Annotated in this window: 16 protein-coding genes and 1 pseudogene; 12 read left to right on the top strand and 5 right to left on the bottom strand. The window is 31.5% G+C overall.

What is annotated here, in order from left to right; translation table 11 throughout:
* Nucleotides 1-677: 677 nt before the first annotated feature.
* The 8 genes and pseudogenes from CVT07_RS08180 to CVT07_RS10200 form a co-directional block, all read left to right on the top strand.
* Nucleotides 678-1,442 carry a DUF996 domain-containing protein gene (locus CVT07_RS08180; protein ID WP_107830821.1) on the top strand — a complete coding sequence of 255 codons (765 nt, stop codon included), beginning with the start codon at nt 678-680 and terminating at the stop codon, nt 1,440-1,442.
* Nucleotides 1,443-2,085: 643 nt separating this feature from the next.
* The gene (locus CVT07_RS08170; RefSeq protein ID WP_107936643.1) at nt 2,086-4,227 is read left to right on the top strand and encodes a tyrosine-type recombinase/integrase; all 2,142 of its coding nucleotides are present in this window, start codon (nt 2,086-2,088) and stop codon (nt 4,225-4,227) included.
* Between the two features lie 137 nt (nt 4,228-4,364).
* Nucleotides 4,365-5,561: an ATP-binding protein gene (locus CVT07_RS08165; protein WP_107936645.1), complete on the top strand. Its 1,197-nt coding sequence runs from the start codon at nt 4,365-4,367 to the stop codon at nt 5,559-5,561.
* Nucleotides 5,562-5,570: 9 nt separating this feature from the next.
* The gene (locus CVT07_RS08160; RefSeq protein WP_196375725.1) at nt 5,571-5,798 is read left to right on the top strand and encodes a glutamate dehydrogenase; all 228 of its coding nucleotides are present in this window, start codon (nt 5,571-5,573) and stop codon (nt 5,796-5,798) included.
* A 253-nt stretch (nt 5,799-6,051) separates the two neighbouring features.
* On the top strand, nt 6,052-6,321 hold the full coding sequence (locus CVT07_RS08155) for a PhoH family protein (RefSeq protein ID WP_196375724.1): 270 nt from the start codon (nt 6,052-6,054) through the stop codon (nt 6,319-6,321).
* Between the two features lie 1,235 nt (nt 6,322-7,556).
* A complete protein-coding gene (locus tag CVT07_RS08150) occupies nt 7,557-7,778 on the top strand; it encodes a hypothetical protein (RefSeq protein WP_196375723.1) in 222 nt (73 codons plus the stop codon).
* A 400-nt stretch (nt 7,779-8,178) separates the two neighbouring features.
* Nucleotides 8,179-8,322 carry a hypothetical protein gene (locus CVT07_RS08145; protein WP_196375722.1) on the top strand — a complete coding sequence of 48 codons (144 nt, stop codon included), beginning with the start codon at nt 8,179-8,181 and terminating at the stop codon, nt 8,320-8,322.
* Nucleotides 8,323-9,534: 1,212 nt separating this feature from the next.
* Nucleotides 9,535-9,701, top strand: a pseudogene (locus CVT07_RS10200) (AAA family ATPase); the annotation flags it as partial.
* 208 nt (nt 9,702-9,909) lie between these two features.
* Here the strand turns inward: CVT07_RS10200 and CVT07_RS08140 are convergent.
* The 5 genes from CVT07_RS08140 to CVT07_RS08120 all read right to left on the bottom strand — a co-directional run bounded on the left by CVT07_RS08140 (nt 9,910) and on the right by CVT07_RS08120 (nt 14,469).
* Entirely contained in the window at nt 9,910-12,360 is a 2,451-nt protein-coding gene (locus CVT07_RS08140; protein WP_196375721.1) for an aminotransferase, read from the bottom strand.
* Nucleotides 12,350-12,712: a plasmid mobilization relaxosome protein MobC gene (gene mobC, locus CVT07_RS08135; RefSeq protein ID WP_196375720.1), complete on the bottom strand. Its 363-nt coding sequence runs from the start codon at nt 12,710-12,712 to the stop codon at nt 12,350-12,352. Before mobC ends, CVT07_RS08140 begins: the two co-directional genes overlap by 11 nt.
* A gap of 152 nt (nt 12,713-12,864) precedes the next feature.
* Entirely contained in the window at nt 12,865-13,410 is a 546-nt protein-coding gene (locus tag CVT07_RS08130) for a hypothetical protein (RefSeq protein ID WP_196375719.1), read from the bottom strand.
* Nucleotides 13,388-13,660 carry a hypothetical protein gene (locus CVT07_RS08125; protein ID WP_196375718.1) on the bottom strand — a complete coding sequence of 91 codons (273 nt, stop codon included), beginning with the start codon at nt 13,658-13,660 and terminating at the stop codon, nt 13,388-13,390. Before CVT07_RS08125 ends, CVT07_RS08130 begins: the two co-directional genes overlap by 23 nt.
* Nucleotides 13,661-14,247: 587 nt before the next feature.
* On the bottom strand, nt 14,248-14,469 hold the full coding sequence (locus tag CVT07_RS08120) for a hypothetical protein (RefSeq protein WP_107937746.1): 222 nt from the start codon (nt 14,467-14,469) through the stop codon (nt 14,248-14,250).
* Nucleotides 14,470-15,063: 594 nt separating this feature from the next.
* On the opposite strand from CVT07_RS08120, the gene CVT07_RS08115 reads away from it, so the two are divergent.
* The 4 genes from CVT07_RS08115 to CVT07_RS08100 all read left to right on the top strand — a co-directional run bounded on the left by CVT07_RS08115 (nt 15,064) and on the right by CVT07_RS08100 (nt 18,164).
* Nucleotides 15,064-16,845, top strand: coding sequence for a site-specific integrase (locus CVT07_RS08115; protein WP_107937748.1), 1,782 nt, complete (start codon nt 15,064-15,066; stop codon nt 16,843-16,845).
* 82 nt (nt 16,846-16,927) lie between these two features.
* Nucleotides 16,928-17,179, top strand: coding sequence for a type II toxin-antitoxin system Phd/YefM family antitoxin (locus tag CVT07_RS08110; protein WP_107937751.1), 252 nt, complete (start codon nt 16,928-16,930; stop codon nt 17,177-17,179).
* On the top strand, nt 17,169-17,456 hold the full coding sequence (locus tag CVT07_RS08105) for a type II toxin-antitoxin system RelE family toxin (protein WP_009295458.1): 288 nt from the start codon (nt 17,169-17,171) through the stop codon (nt 17,454-17,456). Before CVT07_RS08110 ends, CVT07_RS08105 begins: the two co-directional genes overlap by 11 nt.
* 366 nt (nt 17,457-17,822) lie before the next feature.
* A complete protein-coding gene (locus CVT07_RS08100; protein WP_009295459.1) occupies nt 17,823-18,164 on the top strand; it encodes a plasmid mobilization protein in 342 nt (113 codons plus the stop codon).
* Nucleotides 18,165-18,190: the final 26 nt, after the last annotated feature.

Genomic DNA, 18,190 nt, shown 5'->3' with positions numbered 1-18,190 from the left:
CTATTTCTTATTATTTAAAAAATTATTATTTGACACAAATTTAGATTTATACAAATGGCGAAAAACCAGTAAAAGTAAGTCTAGATGAGCTATGAGTTAGAGTTCTTGCCAAGTGCTTTAAAAGAGTGGCAAAAGCTTGACAAAAATTTAAAATATTTACTATCCAAATTCACAACTATGTTGCAAATCCAAAAAATTTAAAAACTATTTCCTATTAAATTTTTTATCATAAATCACATGATCGCTTTCTTTGCCTATTCAAGATACTTTATAACCACTTTATCACAATTGCGATCAGTTGGCTCTAGTAGTTCTATATTGCTGTTTTATTTAGATCTATGATGATAGTGTTATAGAGATGGTTGGGGGAGAGGAAAGAATGAGAAAGAGTCAGTGCCTAAAAACATAATCCATTTTTTAGCCTGAGATTCTCGCAATTAAATTAATTGCTTTTCAAAAATTTAATTAGAGATTGACCTATTATATAAGTTCTTTTGTCGCCAGTTATACTAAAAGGAGAAGCTAATGCTACAAAGTAGTCACTGCTTAAATATACATAATCCCTCTACACTATTTAGTTTCTATAAAATTATCTTTTATGCCTTATAAACTTAAGCCAACACTTTGTTTAACAAATTTATAATAAGTGTTTTTATCTTAATCTTAAAGGAACAAACATGAAAGGAACTGTATTAGCTCCTGGCATAATATTAAATGCTGATGATCAGCGTTTTACTTATCTACAAGAAGACGTAGCGTCTGTGGCAAAAGATGGAGCTGCCATAGTTTTAAAACAAGGCGATGAGGTTGATTTTATCGCGGATGGACAAACTGCAAAACAAATTTATCTCACAAAAGCAAAATCCATGAATCTAAATTTAGATAACATAAATTTTGATATTAAAAGCAATGATTTATCTACTATTAGAACGCTGGGATTAGCAGGTTCTGCATTGCCTATTTTGGGCATTATCCCATTCATCGGGTTTATCTTTTTTATCGCTGGATTTTTATGTATGTTGTTTGCTATATTTAAGCTATCAGATAAAGTCGGTAGTCCTACACTAAAGAAAAACTATATCTTATATCTAGTTGTCGCAGTAGCATCGACTATCCTGATCTCAATCGGCGCGATAACTGGAGCATTAGGCTTTGCTGGTATGGGCTCTGGCTATGCAAATGCTGGTGGGACAGGTGCTATTTTTGGCGTCATTTTAGGCTTAGCGGGCGTTGTAGGTATGATTTATGCATTTTTCAAAGAATTTCAAGTCTATAACGAGCTTTCAAACATATCTGGCGATAAATTTTTCCTCTACTATTTTATAGGTTCGGTTGTTGGAACTATTACTTTATTTATAATCATTGGTTACATCTTGTTGATTGTAGCATTTGTTTTACAAATCATAGCATGGTATAGACTACAAGAGATCAAAACAGCTTAAATTTTAATCATAAATCGGAGAGGAATTTTCTGCTCCGATTTTCTTTATTTATATAACACAAAACTTGTATTTAATTGCATTATGTATAGTAAGTTTGCAGTATAAAATTTTGCTAAATACTTATGCTAAGCCTATTAATGCAAACCATACAAGTAAATTTTTCAGCTATTAAAAATGGCAGAGATAATAGAAGAGTATCATCTAAGTAAAGCGGTAGATACTGCCCTAGCAAGAGGTGAAAAACCAGTAAAAGTAAGTCTAGATGAGATATGAGTTAGAATTTTGCTAAGCGTAAAAAAGAGGACTTTATAAAAAATTTAAAATATTTGCTATCTAATCTTTTAATAATAGAAAATTTAACAATAAGAAAAAGAGTAAATTTACTGAAATCATTTTGCAAAAATTTAAAAAACTGTACCATACTTTTAGGAAATTTTAAAGAAAGGGAAAGAGCAAAAGCATCACTACTAGTGCCTAGAATAGGATGTTTTGGTGTCAAAGGGGAGACTTGAACTCCCGACTTCCGGCTTATGAGGGTTTAAAAATAAACCTTGTGTAAGCACCAAAAAGACGGCACATAGCTAGTTTCACACTAGGTATCTGCTACATTTTGCTACAAAGTTATATTGTATAGGTAACAAAGATGCAATATCTAGTCAAACGAAATGGTATATACTACTTTAGAGTAGCCATTCCACCATATTTGAGACCTTATTTTGGTAATAAAACCGAATACATAACCTCCTTCCTCACAAAACGCTTTGATACAGCAAAAAATCGTGCTAAGATCTACTCTATAATTTTTAACGCGATCAAAAAGGCATGGAAGATGAATTTGAGCAGCGAACTTATAGAGCACTTGGTACTTATGCTTTTAAAAGCCAAGGAGGCCAAAAGTATCAAAGAGCATGATATGCTTGGCAGATATATAAATTTAGATGGACTACTATCACTAAATTTGTTTTTAAAACAGAGTTTAAAAGAAGATAGCTTGCCCAGTGTGATATCAAAAGAGGTTGATGATATCTGCAAAAAGCTATCTTGCGCCGATCCTCAGACCAAAAAGTTTCTTGGTAAAAGAGTGCTTGAGGCAACGATAGATAACATAAATCACATATCATATAAGATGTGCAAAAATCAAAAGCTACTAAATGATAAGCAACAGACATTTGTACCACTTGGTAAAAAGCATAAGAGTGCAAATTTAGATGATGGCACCAAAGACGAGATAGCAAAATGCGTTAAAGATAGTAACTTGCATAGCTATCAAGACGACATAGAGACTTTAAAAAGGCATAATTTGGTGCTGCCTTTCACTAAAAAGTCCTTAAAACACTCTGTTTGTGAGCTAAGAGATGCTATAAATGAGCTAGCTAAACAAAAGGGTGCACTCACACAAAACGATATCTTAAGAATATTTGGTTGTGAGTTATCGCCAGATGGAGATAATGAGCTAAGTGATGATCTAAAATTTGGATATGGAAATTTAAATGATCCTACCTTTGGTGGTCAGGTAAAGCTATATAATGCAGATGAATATGAAGATAAAGGCATAGTTTTAAGTGACATTGAGACTAAAGATCTTGCTTTGAATGATAGAAGTGATGCTGGTAACATGACTTTTAATGAAGCTATAAATTTCTTTCAAAAGCTCTTTTCAAACAGAGCTAAAAGCTTTATATCACAGCTAGACTCTTCTACTAAAAGCGAGAATAAGGCTGGTATGGTCACGCTAAAGAGTGCATTTGAAAACTATGTATCAAACACAAGCATTTCAAACAACTGGAGTGATAGCACATTAGGCCTTGTTAGACATGTAGGACGGCTAATGTCTATGAAATTTGGCGAAGAGCTAGATATTAAAAAGATAAAAAGAGATGAGTTGCTAAATTTTAGAAATATCTTACTGCAACTACCAACCAAACTCTCTCAAAATAGTCTCTATAAAGATAAGAGCCTAGATGAGATCATAGCTTTGGCAAAGGATAGACCAAAAATTTCTAAATCAACCATCAAGAAGTATATTGTTAGAGTTAGTGAGTTTTTTAAATACTGCTACGATAGCGACTATATAGATAAGAATCCAGCTATAGATCTACAAATAAATTTAAACCAAGATGATGTTACAAATAAAAACCCTTATGAAGATAGTGACGTAAACGCACTTTTGGATATTGTGAGTAAGATAAGATCAAATGGTGATACCAAAAGTCAAAGAATTAACAAAGATGAGCTATTTTTCGTTACTCATATAGCAGCCTACTCTGGCATGAGAATAAATGAGATAATACAGTTAAACACAGATGACATAGTCGAAAAATATAACATAGTATGCTTTAGTTTAAATACAAAAATAGATGTAAAAACTGGTAAGAGTAAGACTTTAAAGACCAGAAACTCTGCAAGGATTGTTCCTATACACTCTAAGTTAGGTAGTATTGGGCTGTTTGAATTTATAGAGAGTAAAAAGAAGCTAGCTAAGCAATGCGGCAAAGCAGTTAGGCTATTTAATTGCGACAATAAAGACTTCTCTGAGTATTTTAGAAAAAAGATTAATACTCAAGTTATAAAAGATAGTGATAAGACAAGGACATTTCACTCATTTAGGCACACTTTCATAAACAAGCTCATCCAAAGTGGCCAAAGGGTTGAACATATAGCTGCTCTTGTAGGGCATGAACAACAATACAAGATCACTATGAATACTTATGGCGAGCCAGTAACTCCAAAAATTCTAAAGGATCTAGTTGAAGAGGTAAAATTTGATCAAGGAGGGGAAGGGTGAGTGCTTCTTGATTGTAAATGTATATAGTCATTTACAATCAAGAAGAGTTTGGGCCTTTAAGATCAACCATATTTGTATCCTATCCCATATCTTTTTATGATATAATTGTATTACATTACATAATTCAGGGATAAACTATGTTAGATCAACTTTTTTTAAAAAGCAATGACCTTATAAGGTTAAACAATCATAAATTTAAAAGATATTTTATAGACTCCAAGGACTTATCTCATAGACTTATTGTTATCCTTGGGCAAAGAGGGATAGGCAAAACAACTACATTGGCTCAGCTAGCTAGTAAAAACAAAAATAGTCTTTACCTAAGCCTAGATGATATAGAGATATCAAATGATATAACCTCGATCATAAGAGAGTTTGTATTAAATGGCGGAAAACATCTATATCTGGATGAAATTCATAAAAGCAAAGATATATCGGCCGTATTAAAATTTGCCTATGATAACTTTAAAGAGTTAAACATAGTAGCTACTGGCTCATCTGCTCTTGAAGTGCTAAGAAGCTCTCATGATCTAAGCAGAAGAGCTATCGTATATAAGATGAGTGGAATGAGTTTTAGGGAGTATCTAGGGCTAAGATACGACATAAATTTAGAAGTTATTGAGCTTGAAAATTTACTTGAAAGTCATCAGGAGATGGCTGTTGATATAATTAATGCGTTGAAGCAAAAAGATCTAGCAGTTATTAAACTTTGTAGAGAGTATCTAAAGGCGGGTTACTACCCATACTATAATGATATGCCAAATGATACTGCCTTTTATCAGACCCTAAGGCAAAGCATAGAAGCTACGATAGATAGCGATCTTTTAAGTATATATCCAAATTTAAACGGCAACACAGCAAGAAAGCTAAAGATCTTAACTCATGCTATAAGCACAAACGTCCCATATCAGCCAAACTACTCAAGCCTAAAATCGCTTGTTGATATAAAGGATGATAGGACACTAAAAGAGTATCTTGCTATGCTTGATAGTGCCGGGCTTATAAGGCTTTTAATGAAAAACGAGCTTGCTATAAAAAATATGGATAAGGCAGACAAAATTTACCTTGAAAATACAAATTTAATGTATATAAACAGCCCTGATATAGGAAATGTGAGAGAGACGTTTTTTGCCAATCAGCTTGGAAATATCACTGAAATTTACTCGGGCAAAGCCGGAGATTTTATAGTAGGCGAATTTGTCTTTGAAATAGGCGGAGCAAAAAAGAGCTTTGAGCAGATTAAGGATATGCCAAATTCATTTATAGCAGCAGATGATATTGAAGTAGGAGTTGGAAATAAAATTCCACTTTGGCTGTTTGGGTTTTTGTATTAGGATTTATATATGAGTAAAATAAACCAAATAGAACAAGAGTTATCTCAGATAGATGCTTCAAAATTTCACAAATTGATAAACACATATTTATCCAAAAAGTTTTCTTTTATGGTTCATTCAAACGGTACAAAAATAGGCGAAGATAAACCTATTTCAGGGACCCCAGATAGTTTTGTAGCTCTAGAAGATGGGAATTATGTCTTTGTAGAATGTACAACGCAAAAAAATCAGATATAGTGTCTAAATTTTTAAAAGATTTGGAAAAAAATGTTTTTGATGAAGCAAAAAAACTGGTATTGGTATCTCTAAAATAAAGAAAATTATTCTAGCGTGTAATTGCGATATTAAGCCTAGTGAGTTAGAAATTTTACAAAAAAATATTGTAATTCAAAAGATAAATTATTTTTATAGAATTTCAAGTCTAGCAAGTGACTTGTATGTAAACTATTCTAAAATAGCATATGACTTTCTTAGTGTAAGTATAGATACTATGCAAATATTAGACGAGAGTGAATTTATTACGGAGTATGAAAGCGGTGGCTATGCTACGCCACTAAATACGGTACTTTGTTGTAGAGATAAAGAGGTGGTTGATATAGAACTTGCTTTAAAGAATAGTCAAATAACATTTATAACAGGAAAAGCTGGAGTTGGAAAAACAAGATTAGCAATAGAGGTTGCACCTAAATTTGCCAAGGAAAATGGGTATAAATTTAAGGCCATTTTTTTAGTAGAGGTGTCAATATTTACGATGATTTGATCACGTATTTTTAAAGTTGAAGATAAGAAATTTCTTAATATTTATCGATGATGTCAATAGAATTCATCAAGCACTTGGATATTTGCTTAACTCTTTTAACAAAAATTACAAATCTCAAATTAAAATAGTTGCTACAGTTAGAGACTATGCTAAAGATATTATAGAAAAGTTCCAAGCAACATTAGTTGCTCAGCTATTGAAATACAATCTATGGACAATATCTCAGTAAGTGAAATCATTTCTAAAAATTTTAAAAATATAGATTCTGCATATAAGGAAAAAATTTCTAAATATTTCACAAAAATAATCCTAGAATGGCTTTTTATGGCTTTGTAAGATAGCCCAAAATGGATCTTTTGATGCTGTAAATAATACGTATGATTTATACAAAGAGTATTTTAAAAAGTGCCGACAATGATATAAATATTTTTTTGGTGATATTGACATTGGAAAAAAATAGTTGCGATAGCGGCATTTTTAGAGTGATTGATAGGCAAAAACGATAAACAAGTAGAAATTATAAAACAAGCCTTTTGAGGTTGATGTTGTTGCTATTTGGGATAAAATAGAAAAAGCTTCATATATATGAGATATTTGATATGTATGAAAAAATAGTGTCGTTAAAGTATCAGATCAAATACTAGCATCCTATCTTTTTTTATAAGACTGTATTTGTGGATAAAAAGCCTAAAAAAATAAGTAGTTTTATAGTAAATTTTTCCAAAACCATTCAGGCAAAATAAGAGATGTTTTAAATCAAATAGTGCCGGTTTTTTTGATATCAATTTAATCTTAAAAAGAGCTAAAAGATCCCGTAGATAGGTTGTGGATAAAATACTCAGATAAATCGTTGTTGTCGGGGCATGATAATAATCCAATAATAGAGTTTGTAGAAATTTCTTTGGTATCTAAAAGAATCAGAAATACTAGAAAAAGCTACATGAAGAGATACAAGACTTAGAACAAGAGCATATAGATGTAAATAGTATTGATATTTTTTTAAAAAAATGGCGATAACAAATCAAATTTAGTGCTAAAAAAATACTCTCTTTACTATCCAGAAGTAATGATGAAAGCAACCTAAAAGATCACAATAGAATTAATAGTGATGTATCTAAATAAAAAAAGCCAAATAAAACATATGAAGTTATTTATACTTTGGTAAAAGATTTTGGATATGAGCTTAATAGCTATGGATATGGATACAAAAAGAAAAATATAGTTATGGATAGGCTTTGGGAACTATCAAAAATAGCGATACTTTACTCTTAAAAAGACTATTTATTAGGATTGCCAGTGAGATGTTAGGCACTGACTTTCAAGATGCTAGATATTATGGTGGAACATTCAATTTATACAACTATACTCTTGTTCCAACACAAGCTTTGAATGATTTTAGGAAAACTATATTTGAAAGGCTTGATGAGATTTTTAAAAAAATAATTGTTTTTGGCTGACTTGGAAAAATTTATAAATACATACTATCGAAAACCTAATATTTCAAACAGCATAGAAATAATAGAGCAAGATAAAAATATATAGTAGATTTAGTTGTAAAAATACTTTAACCCAAAGAAAATTTATAAACATTGTATAATAGTAAGAAAGAAAATTTTTATCTTTTTTTGGATAAAAAAATAACATTACATATGATAAAAAGTATACAAACTCTATTTAAGCATAGTTGTTTTGATACAGATGATTTGTTGTGCGCAAGTCCTTATAAAAAAATTTTAAAGGCAACAATGTTGAACAAAAACAAGGCATATATAAAAATGAACTAGAAAAATTTCGAATAATAATAAAACAAAAGACAGGTGGCTAAAGCTACTTAATATATGTGTAGAAATTTATAATGTGATTGATGATAGTGATACATATAGTTTTAAAAACAACTTTAGTATGTTGCTTGAAATTTTATCAAGTGATGACTCAGGGCTATTTATAGAGGTTTTAGGCGAGTATTTTAAGCTAGGCGATCCATTTTTTTATTATATTTAGATCGTCGTGTTCTTATAAAGATTTTGGGCAAAAATGGTGCTTTTGAGTTTATAGAAAAACAGAATTTTAAAGCAAAAGACTTTTGGAGATTTGGGATATTTGCAGCCATAGACGAAAAACGATATCACTCAAACAGATGCCAAGAATTTGCTTGATTTGTATAAAAAGTGCCGATATTACAAATATTCCACGATATTTTGACCATTTACAAAAGTATGAAAATATCAAAAAAGACATTACGCTAAAAATATTAAAAGTACTTTGCAATAGGGCTATCAGCAATAACAAATTTTAATAACTATTGAGATGTTTTTCTACCAGTCTACCAGCATGTTAGATAAATATATCAAAAACAGATAAAAACTGATAGAAACAGCATATTTTATGAGACTAAAAAGATAATATAAATTTTTGATCATGAAGCCAACATCTTAAATAAATTTCTAAACTATGATTCTGATTTCATACACAGATATATAATTAATATATTAAACGCTCTTGGCAATGGTGTTTCTAGCGCTGATATGCATACAGATTTTTTTCCATCCTATTTAATAGAAAAAGACCATGAAGAAATATTTTTTTAAAAAAATTATAGAAACTATACATAAAAATCCCTGATAAGAAATTCGTTTTTGGAAAAGGGGATTTCTGAAATCATTTTTATGGGATTTCATTCGCCATTATTAGATGCGCAAAAAAACAATAAATATTATAGAACAATTTATAGATAAATATTTTACTGATAAAGAAAGGATGGTGTTTATATCTAGACTTATCTGCGAGTTTAATAGCGATGAATCTGAAAATGCCGAGATTGATACCAGAGCACATCTATACGCCTATATGGTTTCAAAAAATAGTGATTACGAGTTATTTAAAAGCCTAAAATTTGAGAAAAATTTAAGAACATCCCATGGAAGCTGGGTGCCCGTAATACAAAGAGATATTGATTTTTTTATGAAAAACTAATGTCTGTGATGAATACGGCAAACTTATTAAAAACACAGGACTTTTTATTAATGAGATGATTGATGATTTAAAAACGTCGTATTGATAGAGAAAAAGAAATCCGATTTTATGGAAGATGAGCGATTTGATAGATATTAAATGTTAGTTTAATAATACATAATTATAAAATAAATTGATATAAATCTTTACAAATAAAGCTTCAAATCATGCCGTGCACTTACTAATTTAAATAGTAAGCATAAACAAGGCGACTTTATTGTGGATGATAAATTTACTTTTGAAATAGGCGGATCTAAAAAGAGATTCGAACAGAAAAAGATATGCCAAATTCCTATATGACTGCCGATGATATAGAAGTCGGAGTTGGAAATAAAACCCAACTATGGTTGTTTGGGCTTTTATATTAATACATACCTGATCAGATTAATTTTATTTATTTGTGCATATTAGTATTATGTTCCTAAATATTTAAGGATTAGAGACTAAAGACTAGTATGATTGACAAGAAAAGAAGAAATATATTGCCGCAAGGCTAGCAATCAAAAAGATATAGACTTTTAGCTGATACGTTTAGTTTTATAAGAGACTTTCATACCTCGCTGATATTTGTTTTGCCTACCTCCTCAAACTATCATGCCCTGACTTCACATTCCATTCTTTGGTTTCTATCATACTTGATGGTTGTTTTGTTTGCTCTATTCCAAAGTTACTATCAAGTCCCTGATCATATAGCTCTTGCTTTGTTATTTTTAGTGAGCCAAATGATATATGATCATTTGCTAGAGAGATCTTATCTGTTTTATAACATTCTTTTAGCTTATTAAAGCCTTGCATATCTTGCCAATCTTTCATATAGGTTTTTATATTATAAATTAAGCATTTATAGTTAATTCTAACTATGTCTGGCAGGTATTTTTTAAAGCTTTCAGTTCTATTTATAAAAGCTAAGTAGTATCTATTTATATCTAAATGGCCATCGATAGCTTTTACGAAGACTTCATATTCATTTTGTGTAATACCTAACTTTTTAATGACGCCATCATTTAAAAACCCAGTTTTTATCTTTCTAGCTGCTTCATAAAATTTATCTCTAATGTAGATATATGGAGTATAGTGTCTATTTTGACTAAAAGAATAGGCTGTATTTTCTTCTGGCAAGTATAGGTATCTGCCGCTATTGCCAGAAAGTATTTGATGATTTTTATATTTTTTAACCATACTACTCTCGTCAAAGTATTCTATTAGCTCTTTTATAGAAATCTTTGATGATATAGCCTGATAGCTTGCTCTTTTAATATGTAAGTTGCTATCTTTTGGTTCATGGCTAAGCTCATATTTTCTTAGATTTTGTAAATTTTTCTCTATGACTTTAATATCCATATTATTAATATCTGTTTTTAAGCTGGCATCTTCAATGGCTCTTGTATTATCAAAAGTTTTTCCACTAATGCTTATAACTTCAGATCCTGGCACCGGAGTGTAGTGAAATTTACTAGGATATAGGCTCTGGTTATTTACTATGTTATATAACCCAAGCTCTCTTGTTATCTCTTTTATGTATTCATCATATTCATTTAAGCTTGGAGCCCTTGTTGTGGGTATGATGAGTTTAAATTTCTCTACTTTTGTGTCTGGCGCTTGATAAGCGGTTGGGTATATGAAGCCTTTTATTCCTTTACTTTGTAGTAAATTTTGAGCATCATTTGCAGTAAATTTAGAGCTATCTATATCATATATAAGCGTAGGAGTTATGCTGTCAATACTGCTAGCTTTTTCATTTTTATCTTTGAAACTTGCCACTGATATAGCTGAATAGTTTTTAAGTACCGATTTTAGGTTATATGGCTCTATTTGTATCGTTTTCCAGCTATTTAGCACTTGAGTTTTCGGGTCCTTATTTGGCGTGTTAAAGTCACTACTTACACTTAATGTTATCTTTGGCTCATTTTTATTAGCTTGAAGCTCTATAAGCATTTGCTCTAGTTCATTAACTACGTGAAATAATGCTCCTTTTCTGCCATTATAGACTATCTTGCACATTAGATCAGTTAGATTATAAGTTCCCTTAAACCCATCTACACTTACTTTATATTTGTCATTTACCACTTCAGGTTTTGCGGTGATGTTAAATTTTGCATTGATCATAGGTAAAAATTCTCTTATATCTATCGCATTAAGCCTCTTTGCTCTATCATAATAGTCTTTTTTGAAACTCTCATCTTCTTCTATCATTCTTAATAGATAATCAGCTGTAGAATTTCTAGCGTCAGCTAGTAGCTCTTCAACACTTATGTTTTGCTCTTTTGTGCTGTCTTTTGGCTCGATCACTACATTTGTTTCTATCTTCATCTGTGCATCTTTTTCTTTGCCTTTCCTAACCTTTTGTGCTGCACTTTTAAAGCTTTCATATTGTTTATTTAGTTGGTCTTCATCCATACCTAAAGGCTCTATATTATTTAGACCATACTTGTTAGATAAGATGTCATTAACCACTCTTTTAAATTTTTCTGCTGATTTAGCCATGATGGCTTTTGCTTGTTGCTTGGATGCACCTTTTGTATATATAGCTCCACCAGTTTTTACACTATGGGTAAATTTCATATTTTCAAAAGAGACTATTATATGGATGTGAGGTTCTCTTTTTAGTGGTTCACCATTTTTATGTTTCTTGTTTAATACTTTATTTTCTAGTGTCCCTTCTGGGCGAGGAATGTATGGCTCTTCTTTGATTATAGGCAGATGAGCTTCAGCATAAAAAAGTAACTCCTCTATGTCGTGATTTGGGAAAGTGAGCTTCAAAAAATCCATTATAAGATCATCTATATTGCCACTTTCATATAGCTTGTTCCACTCCTCTGAAGTAAATGACAAGGATATATGATAGTAGTTATGTTTCTTATTCTTTTTCTTGCTCTGGTGCCTTTCAGACATCTCGATAAGATCTAAATTTCCAGCCAGTGGCAATCTATCATCTTTTTCATCTCTAGTTAGCTTTGAATCTCTTTTCTTACCAGTTTTTAAATAATCAGCTACGCCTTTTTCTCCCTTTGAGATCTTAACTATCATAGTTACTCCTTATTATGCTTAAAATTTCAGTTAGGACTGATTGAACTTTGTACAACTCTTCTTGTGTTCGCAGTATCACTTCTAAAGCTATATTACCACTAGTCTTATAAGCTATATTTAGTCTCTTTGCTATTTGATTAATGTTATTAAAAGGTCTAGCAAAATTTACAATGATTGCTGAATCTAGCTCTTTCTTTTTTATAGATTCAGAATTTACAGTGCCATTATCTATAAGATAGGAAATGATTTCTGATCTTGACATATCTAACTCTAGAGCTATTTTAGATAGCTTATCGTATTGTTGATAAGTGATCCTTGCGGAGAGCACCTTATCCTTGACATTTTTTGACATATGATATCCTTTCATAAAATGTGATAGCGAGATGAAGTGTTTTAACGCTTCTTATATCTCGCATTGTGGCCCTCGGCAGAGCAAGATTATACAAGGTATGAAAACGAAGTGTCATACATTGTATGTGTCTTGCTATTAGAAAAATTTGCTTACTACTGAACATTGCCGTAACCATTTTTGTTTAGCCATTTAGTAAAATCCTCTCTAGCTTTTTGACTATCTTGGTTGTAGATATGAACGATAAAGCCTTTAAGGTTAGACACGTTATAAAGTGCTTTATCTAGCTCGCTTTGTAGTGCAGATTTGGTTTCATTTGTCTTATGGCTATCATAAAACAAATAGCCAAAAAATAAGATCACTTCTATAAATACAAAGGCAATTAATGCAGATGTTATATTCTTCATCAAGGAGCTAAAAGATGAGTTGATCTTCGATATAGTTTTGTCTGCACCTTTTAGAGTATTTTTAAAGTTGTTTTGAATCTCTTTTGTTACATTTATGAGTTCAATGCTTCCTTGCTCTATAAGCTCTATTTTTTCTTTAAAACTTTTATCAAAGCTATCTGTGGCTTGATTAAAAAGTTCAATATTATTTCTAATATTTTCACTAGCCTTATTGCCCATTTCAATATGTTCTTGTAGAGCAATTACGGCGTTTGCCGTAATTGCTGTATCGCTACTCTTGATTGTTAGTGCCATTGCTTAGCTCCTCATCTTCTTTTTTGTTTTCGTTGGGTACGAGAATATGATATGCATCAGAGGATTGATTGGCATTTGTTGCCTCATACTCTTTCCTCCATTTGGAAAACTCCTTATTTGATAGCTTTACGCTAAAACTTTTTTCGATTAGTAACTTGCACTCTTTGAGTGTTGCTTGTTGTGGAAACAAGACTTCAATACATACTTGTTTAATCTCTTGTTTTGTTTTATTTTTTCTAATGATTTTCAAATCATTTAAAATTGTTTTTTACTTGGCATTTTTTCTCCTTTTGCCATTTAAAAAATCAAGAGACAGCAATAGCCATCTCACCAAATGGGCATACCTATAGTGTGCTCATTGCTTTAATATAGTAGTTGTTGATAAGGTTTTTATTTAAGTAGTTTAAAAAGTAGAGAACGATTACAATAAGAGCGTCACCAACTTAATGTAGAGGTTCTCTTTTAAAAAAACTTAAATAGAGCCCCTACTTTTAACTAATTTTGATCATCTTAACCTCCTTGAGTAAAATATTTTTTTAAATTTACGTGTATTATAGGATATTTTGGTGGCTAGATTGCTTAAAGTGGTAAATAATTTTTGACTTTTATCTCAGAAGCACGATGTATCAAGGGGTTTTGCTTATGATTTATTACATATCATAAAAAAATACTTATAAATTACTTAATGATAGTATATATATTAGGAATCGAAATAAATATCTTAAAAATTATAGACCATGAATGACCTTATTTTTTTAAGCGGAAAGATAAAAAAATATTTTTATTAATAACATGTATTTCTTTAAAAAGATAAACGAAAAAAATATTACATAATTATCAACTGCATTCTAGATACTCTTCAAGCAATTTCTCAAATTTCACCCTTAGATACTCAGGCTCTTTTATCTTGATAAATGGCAGCCAGTATTTGACCAAGCGTAGGATCTCGTAATGCTTATGTAGTCTATCTCTATTTTGTGCTTTATTGCTAGGAGATATGAATGAATCATAATCATCAAAAATATTTTTTAGCCTATATTCAATAGCTACAAGCGCCATTTCTACTATGCATCAATACTCATTTTATTTAAGTCATGATAAAAATTTAACCCAGTAGAGTGAAAGATTATATTATAGTAGATTATTCGTTAAAAAATTTTACTTGTTTTTTAAAATTTTACAAAAAACGTGTTAAAATTATCTCAAGCTTAAAAATTTGCTACATAAATTTTTATTTTGCTACAAACATTAAGCTATATTTAATGAAAGGTGACTGCAATATAAAATTGTAGAAACATCGTAGTTTAGGTATTTATGGTGTCAAGGGGGAGAATTGAACTCCCGACCTCCGGCTTATGAGGATTTTTTATATGAGCTCACAAAAGCCTGAAATACGCACTTTAGACGATTTTTACTTAGTCGTTACATAAAACTGTTCCATTTTTGACCGGTTGACTATTAAATATGGGACAACACTTAAGGGAGCGAAACGGTATATATTACTACCGAGCCACACTTGCTCCAAGCATTAGAAAATTTTTTAACGAAAAGCGAGAAATTTGCTTCTCCACATCCACTAATCTCTTGGAAAAAGCCAGAAAAAGGGCTAAAATTCTAGATAATAATCTTTACTTAATAAAAAGGGCGGTTCACATGAATCTTAGTGATAACATAATCCAATCTTTCGTAAATTCGTTTATGAAAGTAAAGCTTAGTAAGAGCATCAAAGAGCACTCTCTTCTTAATAAGAAGATGGATGTAGAATTTCTAAATGCGCTCAATGACTACTTTAAACAAAGTTTGATAGATGGCGGTCTGCCTCAAATTTTAATTAAGGATATAAGTAATATCACTAACACTGCTGGCGCCATTGGTAGCAAGGATAAAGAGAACATAGGGCAAACCCTTTTAGAGAAGAATATACTAACACTTAACTATCTTGTATCAAAGCTTGAGAAGAGCAGTGTGCTCTTTGATGACAAGCGTGAGCACTGTTTCCTTGAAGATGATTCTAGTGATAACTTAGCCAAACATGCCAAACCTAGTTCGTTTGATGCTAAGGATATAGATTCTTTTCAAGAAAATATAAAAGAGCTTGAAGATAGTGGTTGTTTGCCCATTACTGATGGGCAGCTTAAGGCTATGGCTCAGAGGATTAGCGAGACGGTTTATGCCATACTAGATCAAAAGTATGGCTCAACTTCAAATTTAAAGCTAGTAAGAACAAAGAATGACCATAGAAGCATGGAAGATATTATATTGGATCCAAATCCACCAAAAAATATCAAGATAAAATTAGATGACGATAGTAGCTTTAGTATTTTTAATCCTAGCGCCAAAATAACCAAAGAGTATGAGATCAGGCAAGTACTGCAAGCGACATCTGGCTCTAGCAATCAATTCTCAGCTTTAAATTTAGAAGATCAAAAGAGCTTAAAGGATGCATTCGAGATATTTGAGACAAACACTAAAAGAGCTGACAAGTGGTCGCCAGATACGCAAAGATTAGTTACTGGCGTAAAAAAGCTCTTATTTTTATACTTTAAAGAAGATACGCCAGTTTATAGGATCACAAGAGATAATTTGCTTGAATTTAGAGATCTTCTTTATAAAATTCCAACCAAGCTAGCTCAAAAGAGTAGGTATAAAGATAAAAGTTTATCTCAGATACTTAAGCTAGGTGAAAAGGACGACAAACTCTCTGAGCCTACTATCCAAAAATATATGATAAGGGTTATTCAGTTTTTTAACTACTGCTTTGATAGTGGCTATATAAGTAAAAGCATAACTGCTAAAATGAATGTCAAGATAGACATAGACCCTAGCGAAAGGGCGGTGCTTCCATACGATGCATTAGAAGCTAGAAAGATCTTTGAGATAGTAACTAGTATCAAACAAAGTGGCAAATCACCAAGCTCAAGGATAGAGGCTAATGAGCTCTACTATGTCACAATGATAGCTGCTTATAGTGGCATGAGGATAAAAGAGATCACACAGCTTCATAAGGAAGATATAGCCTTAAAAGATGGAATTTACTGCTTTAACATAAATACAAATGATGGTAAAACCACCAAGACCAAAAACAGCATTAGGTTTGTGCCTATCCATAGTAAGCTCATAGATCTAGGTCTGCTAGAATATGTTAATAGTAAGAAGAACGGAAATATATTTAAGGTAAGCAATAAGGACTTCTCTGAAATTTTTAGAAGCCAGATCCAAAGAAAGTTTATAGACAAAGACTCTAAAAAGACCTTCTACTCTTTTAGACACTACTTTATAGACTATCTAGTGCAGCGCGAGGTAGAAGCTAACCTTATAGCTCAGATAGTAGGACATGAAAAGCAGTATAAAATTTTGCTAAACACTTATGCCAAGCCTATTAATGCAAACACACTAAAGGCTAAAGTAGAGATGGTATCGTATGATAATGAGTAGGGATAAATTTCAAAGCATAAACTTTTAAGACTATCTTTATATCTTATTTAGTATTATTTTAGGTATTAAATAAAGGATAAAAATGCAAACTATACAAGCAAATTTCACAGCTAGCATAAGCGAGCTCAAAAAGTCTCCAGCTCAAATTTTAAAACAAGCTGGAGATAATGTTGTAGCTATACTAAACCACAATGTCCCTAGCGCCTATCTAGTACCTAGCGCTGTCTATGAAAAAATGGCAGAGATAATAGAAGAGTATCATCTAAGTAAAGCAGTAGATGTTGCTTTAGCAAGTGGTGAAAAATCAGTAAAAGTAAGCCTAGATGAGCTATGAGTTAGAGTTCTTACCAGGCGCTTTAAAAGAGTGGCAAAAGCTAGACAATAGCATAAAAGTGCAGTTTAAAAAGAAGCTAAGTGAGCGTCTAGAAAACCCAAAGGTTGCCAAGGACAAGCTACGAGGCTACGAAGATGTCTATAAGATCAAGTTAAGAGATGTCGGCTACCGCTTGGCATATCAGGTAAAAGATAGTGAGATAGTAGTGTTAGTGCTAGTTGTCGGCAAAAGAGAGAACAACGAAGTATACGAGATGCTAAAGGATAAATTTAACTAAGCATAAAGCTAGACTTTAGTTATCTGTGATTTGCTAGTAACTAATTTTATGTTATTAGCTTGTCCTATCTAAAGTGCTCTTTTATGATGAGCATAACCCCTATATTTTTATTATTTTATTTTCTTAATTTCATACTAGACTAAATTTTTAAGAGAAAATCCAGAAGCTACAAAAATTATATTATATATTTCATAGTATTTTTAAAAAACACGCATTTTAGCGGCCTGAAGCCTACCGAATTCCTTGTTTTAGGCTGTGAAATTTTATAAAATAACCTTAAAAGATATTTAAAGAGCAAGTCTGACAAAAATTTTTATGGCATAGGATTTTTTGAGTGGCTTCTTCTTAGATTGGGAGTAAATTTACGTGAGTTCTGAAAAGATAAAAAAACGCAAGGTAACCAAAGTCATAACTAAAAGACTTAGGCTAAGTAATGCAGAATGGTTGGTGATTAATAATAAATTACAAGAAAGTGGCCTAACTTTCTCAAAATTTGCCCTAAGAGCTATGTTGTCTAAGCAGATTTATGCACCAATTATAAGGGAACTTCTAATTGAGCTATCTAGACAAGGACAAAACATAAACCAAATAGCCACCAAATTAAATAGTGGGCAAAGCCTAGATAGAGTTGGTATTGAGATCATAGCCGACGATAATAAGATCTTACATAAAATTTATGAAATATTGGGTAAAAAATATGTTTCTTGATTCGCCTTGTATCAATACAAATAAAG

This window comes from Campylobacter concisus (assembly GCF_003048875.2).
Classification (GTDB): Bacteria; Campylobacterota; Campylobacteria; order Campylobacterales; family Campylobacteraceae; genus Campylobacter_A; species Campylobacter_A concisus_AU.
The sequence above is the reverse complement of the archived record's forward strand: the minus strand, read 5'-3'. Positions and strand labels throughout refer to the sequence as shown.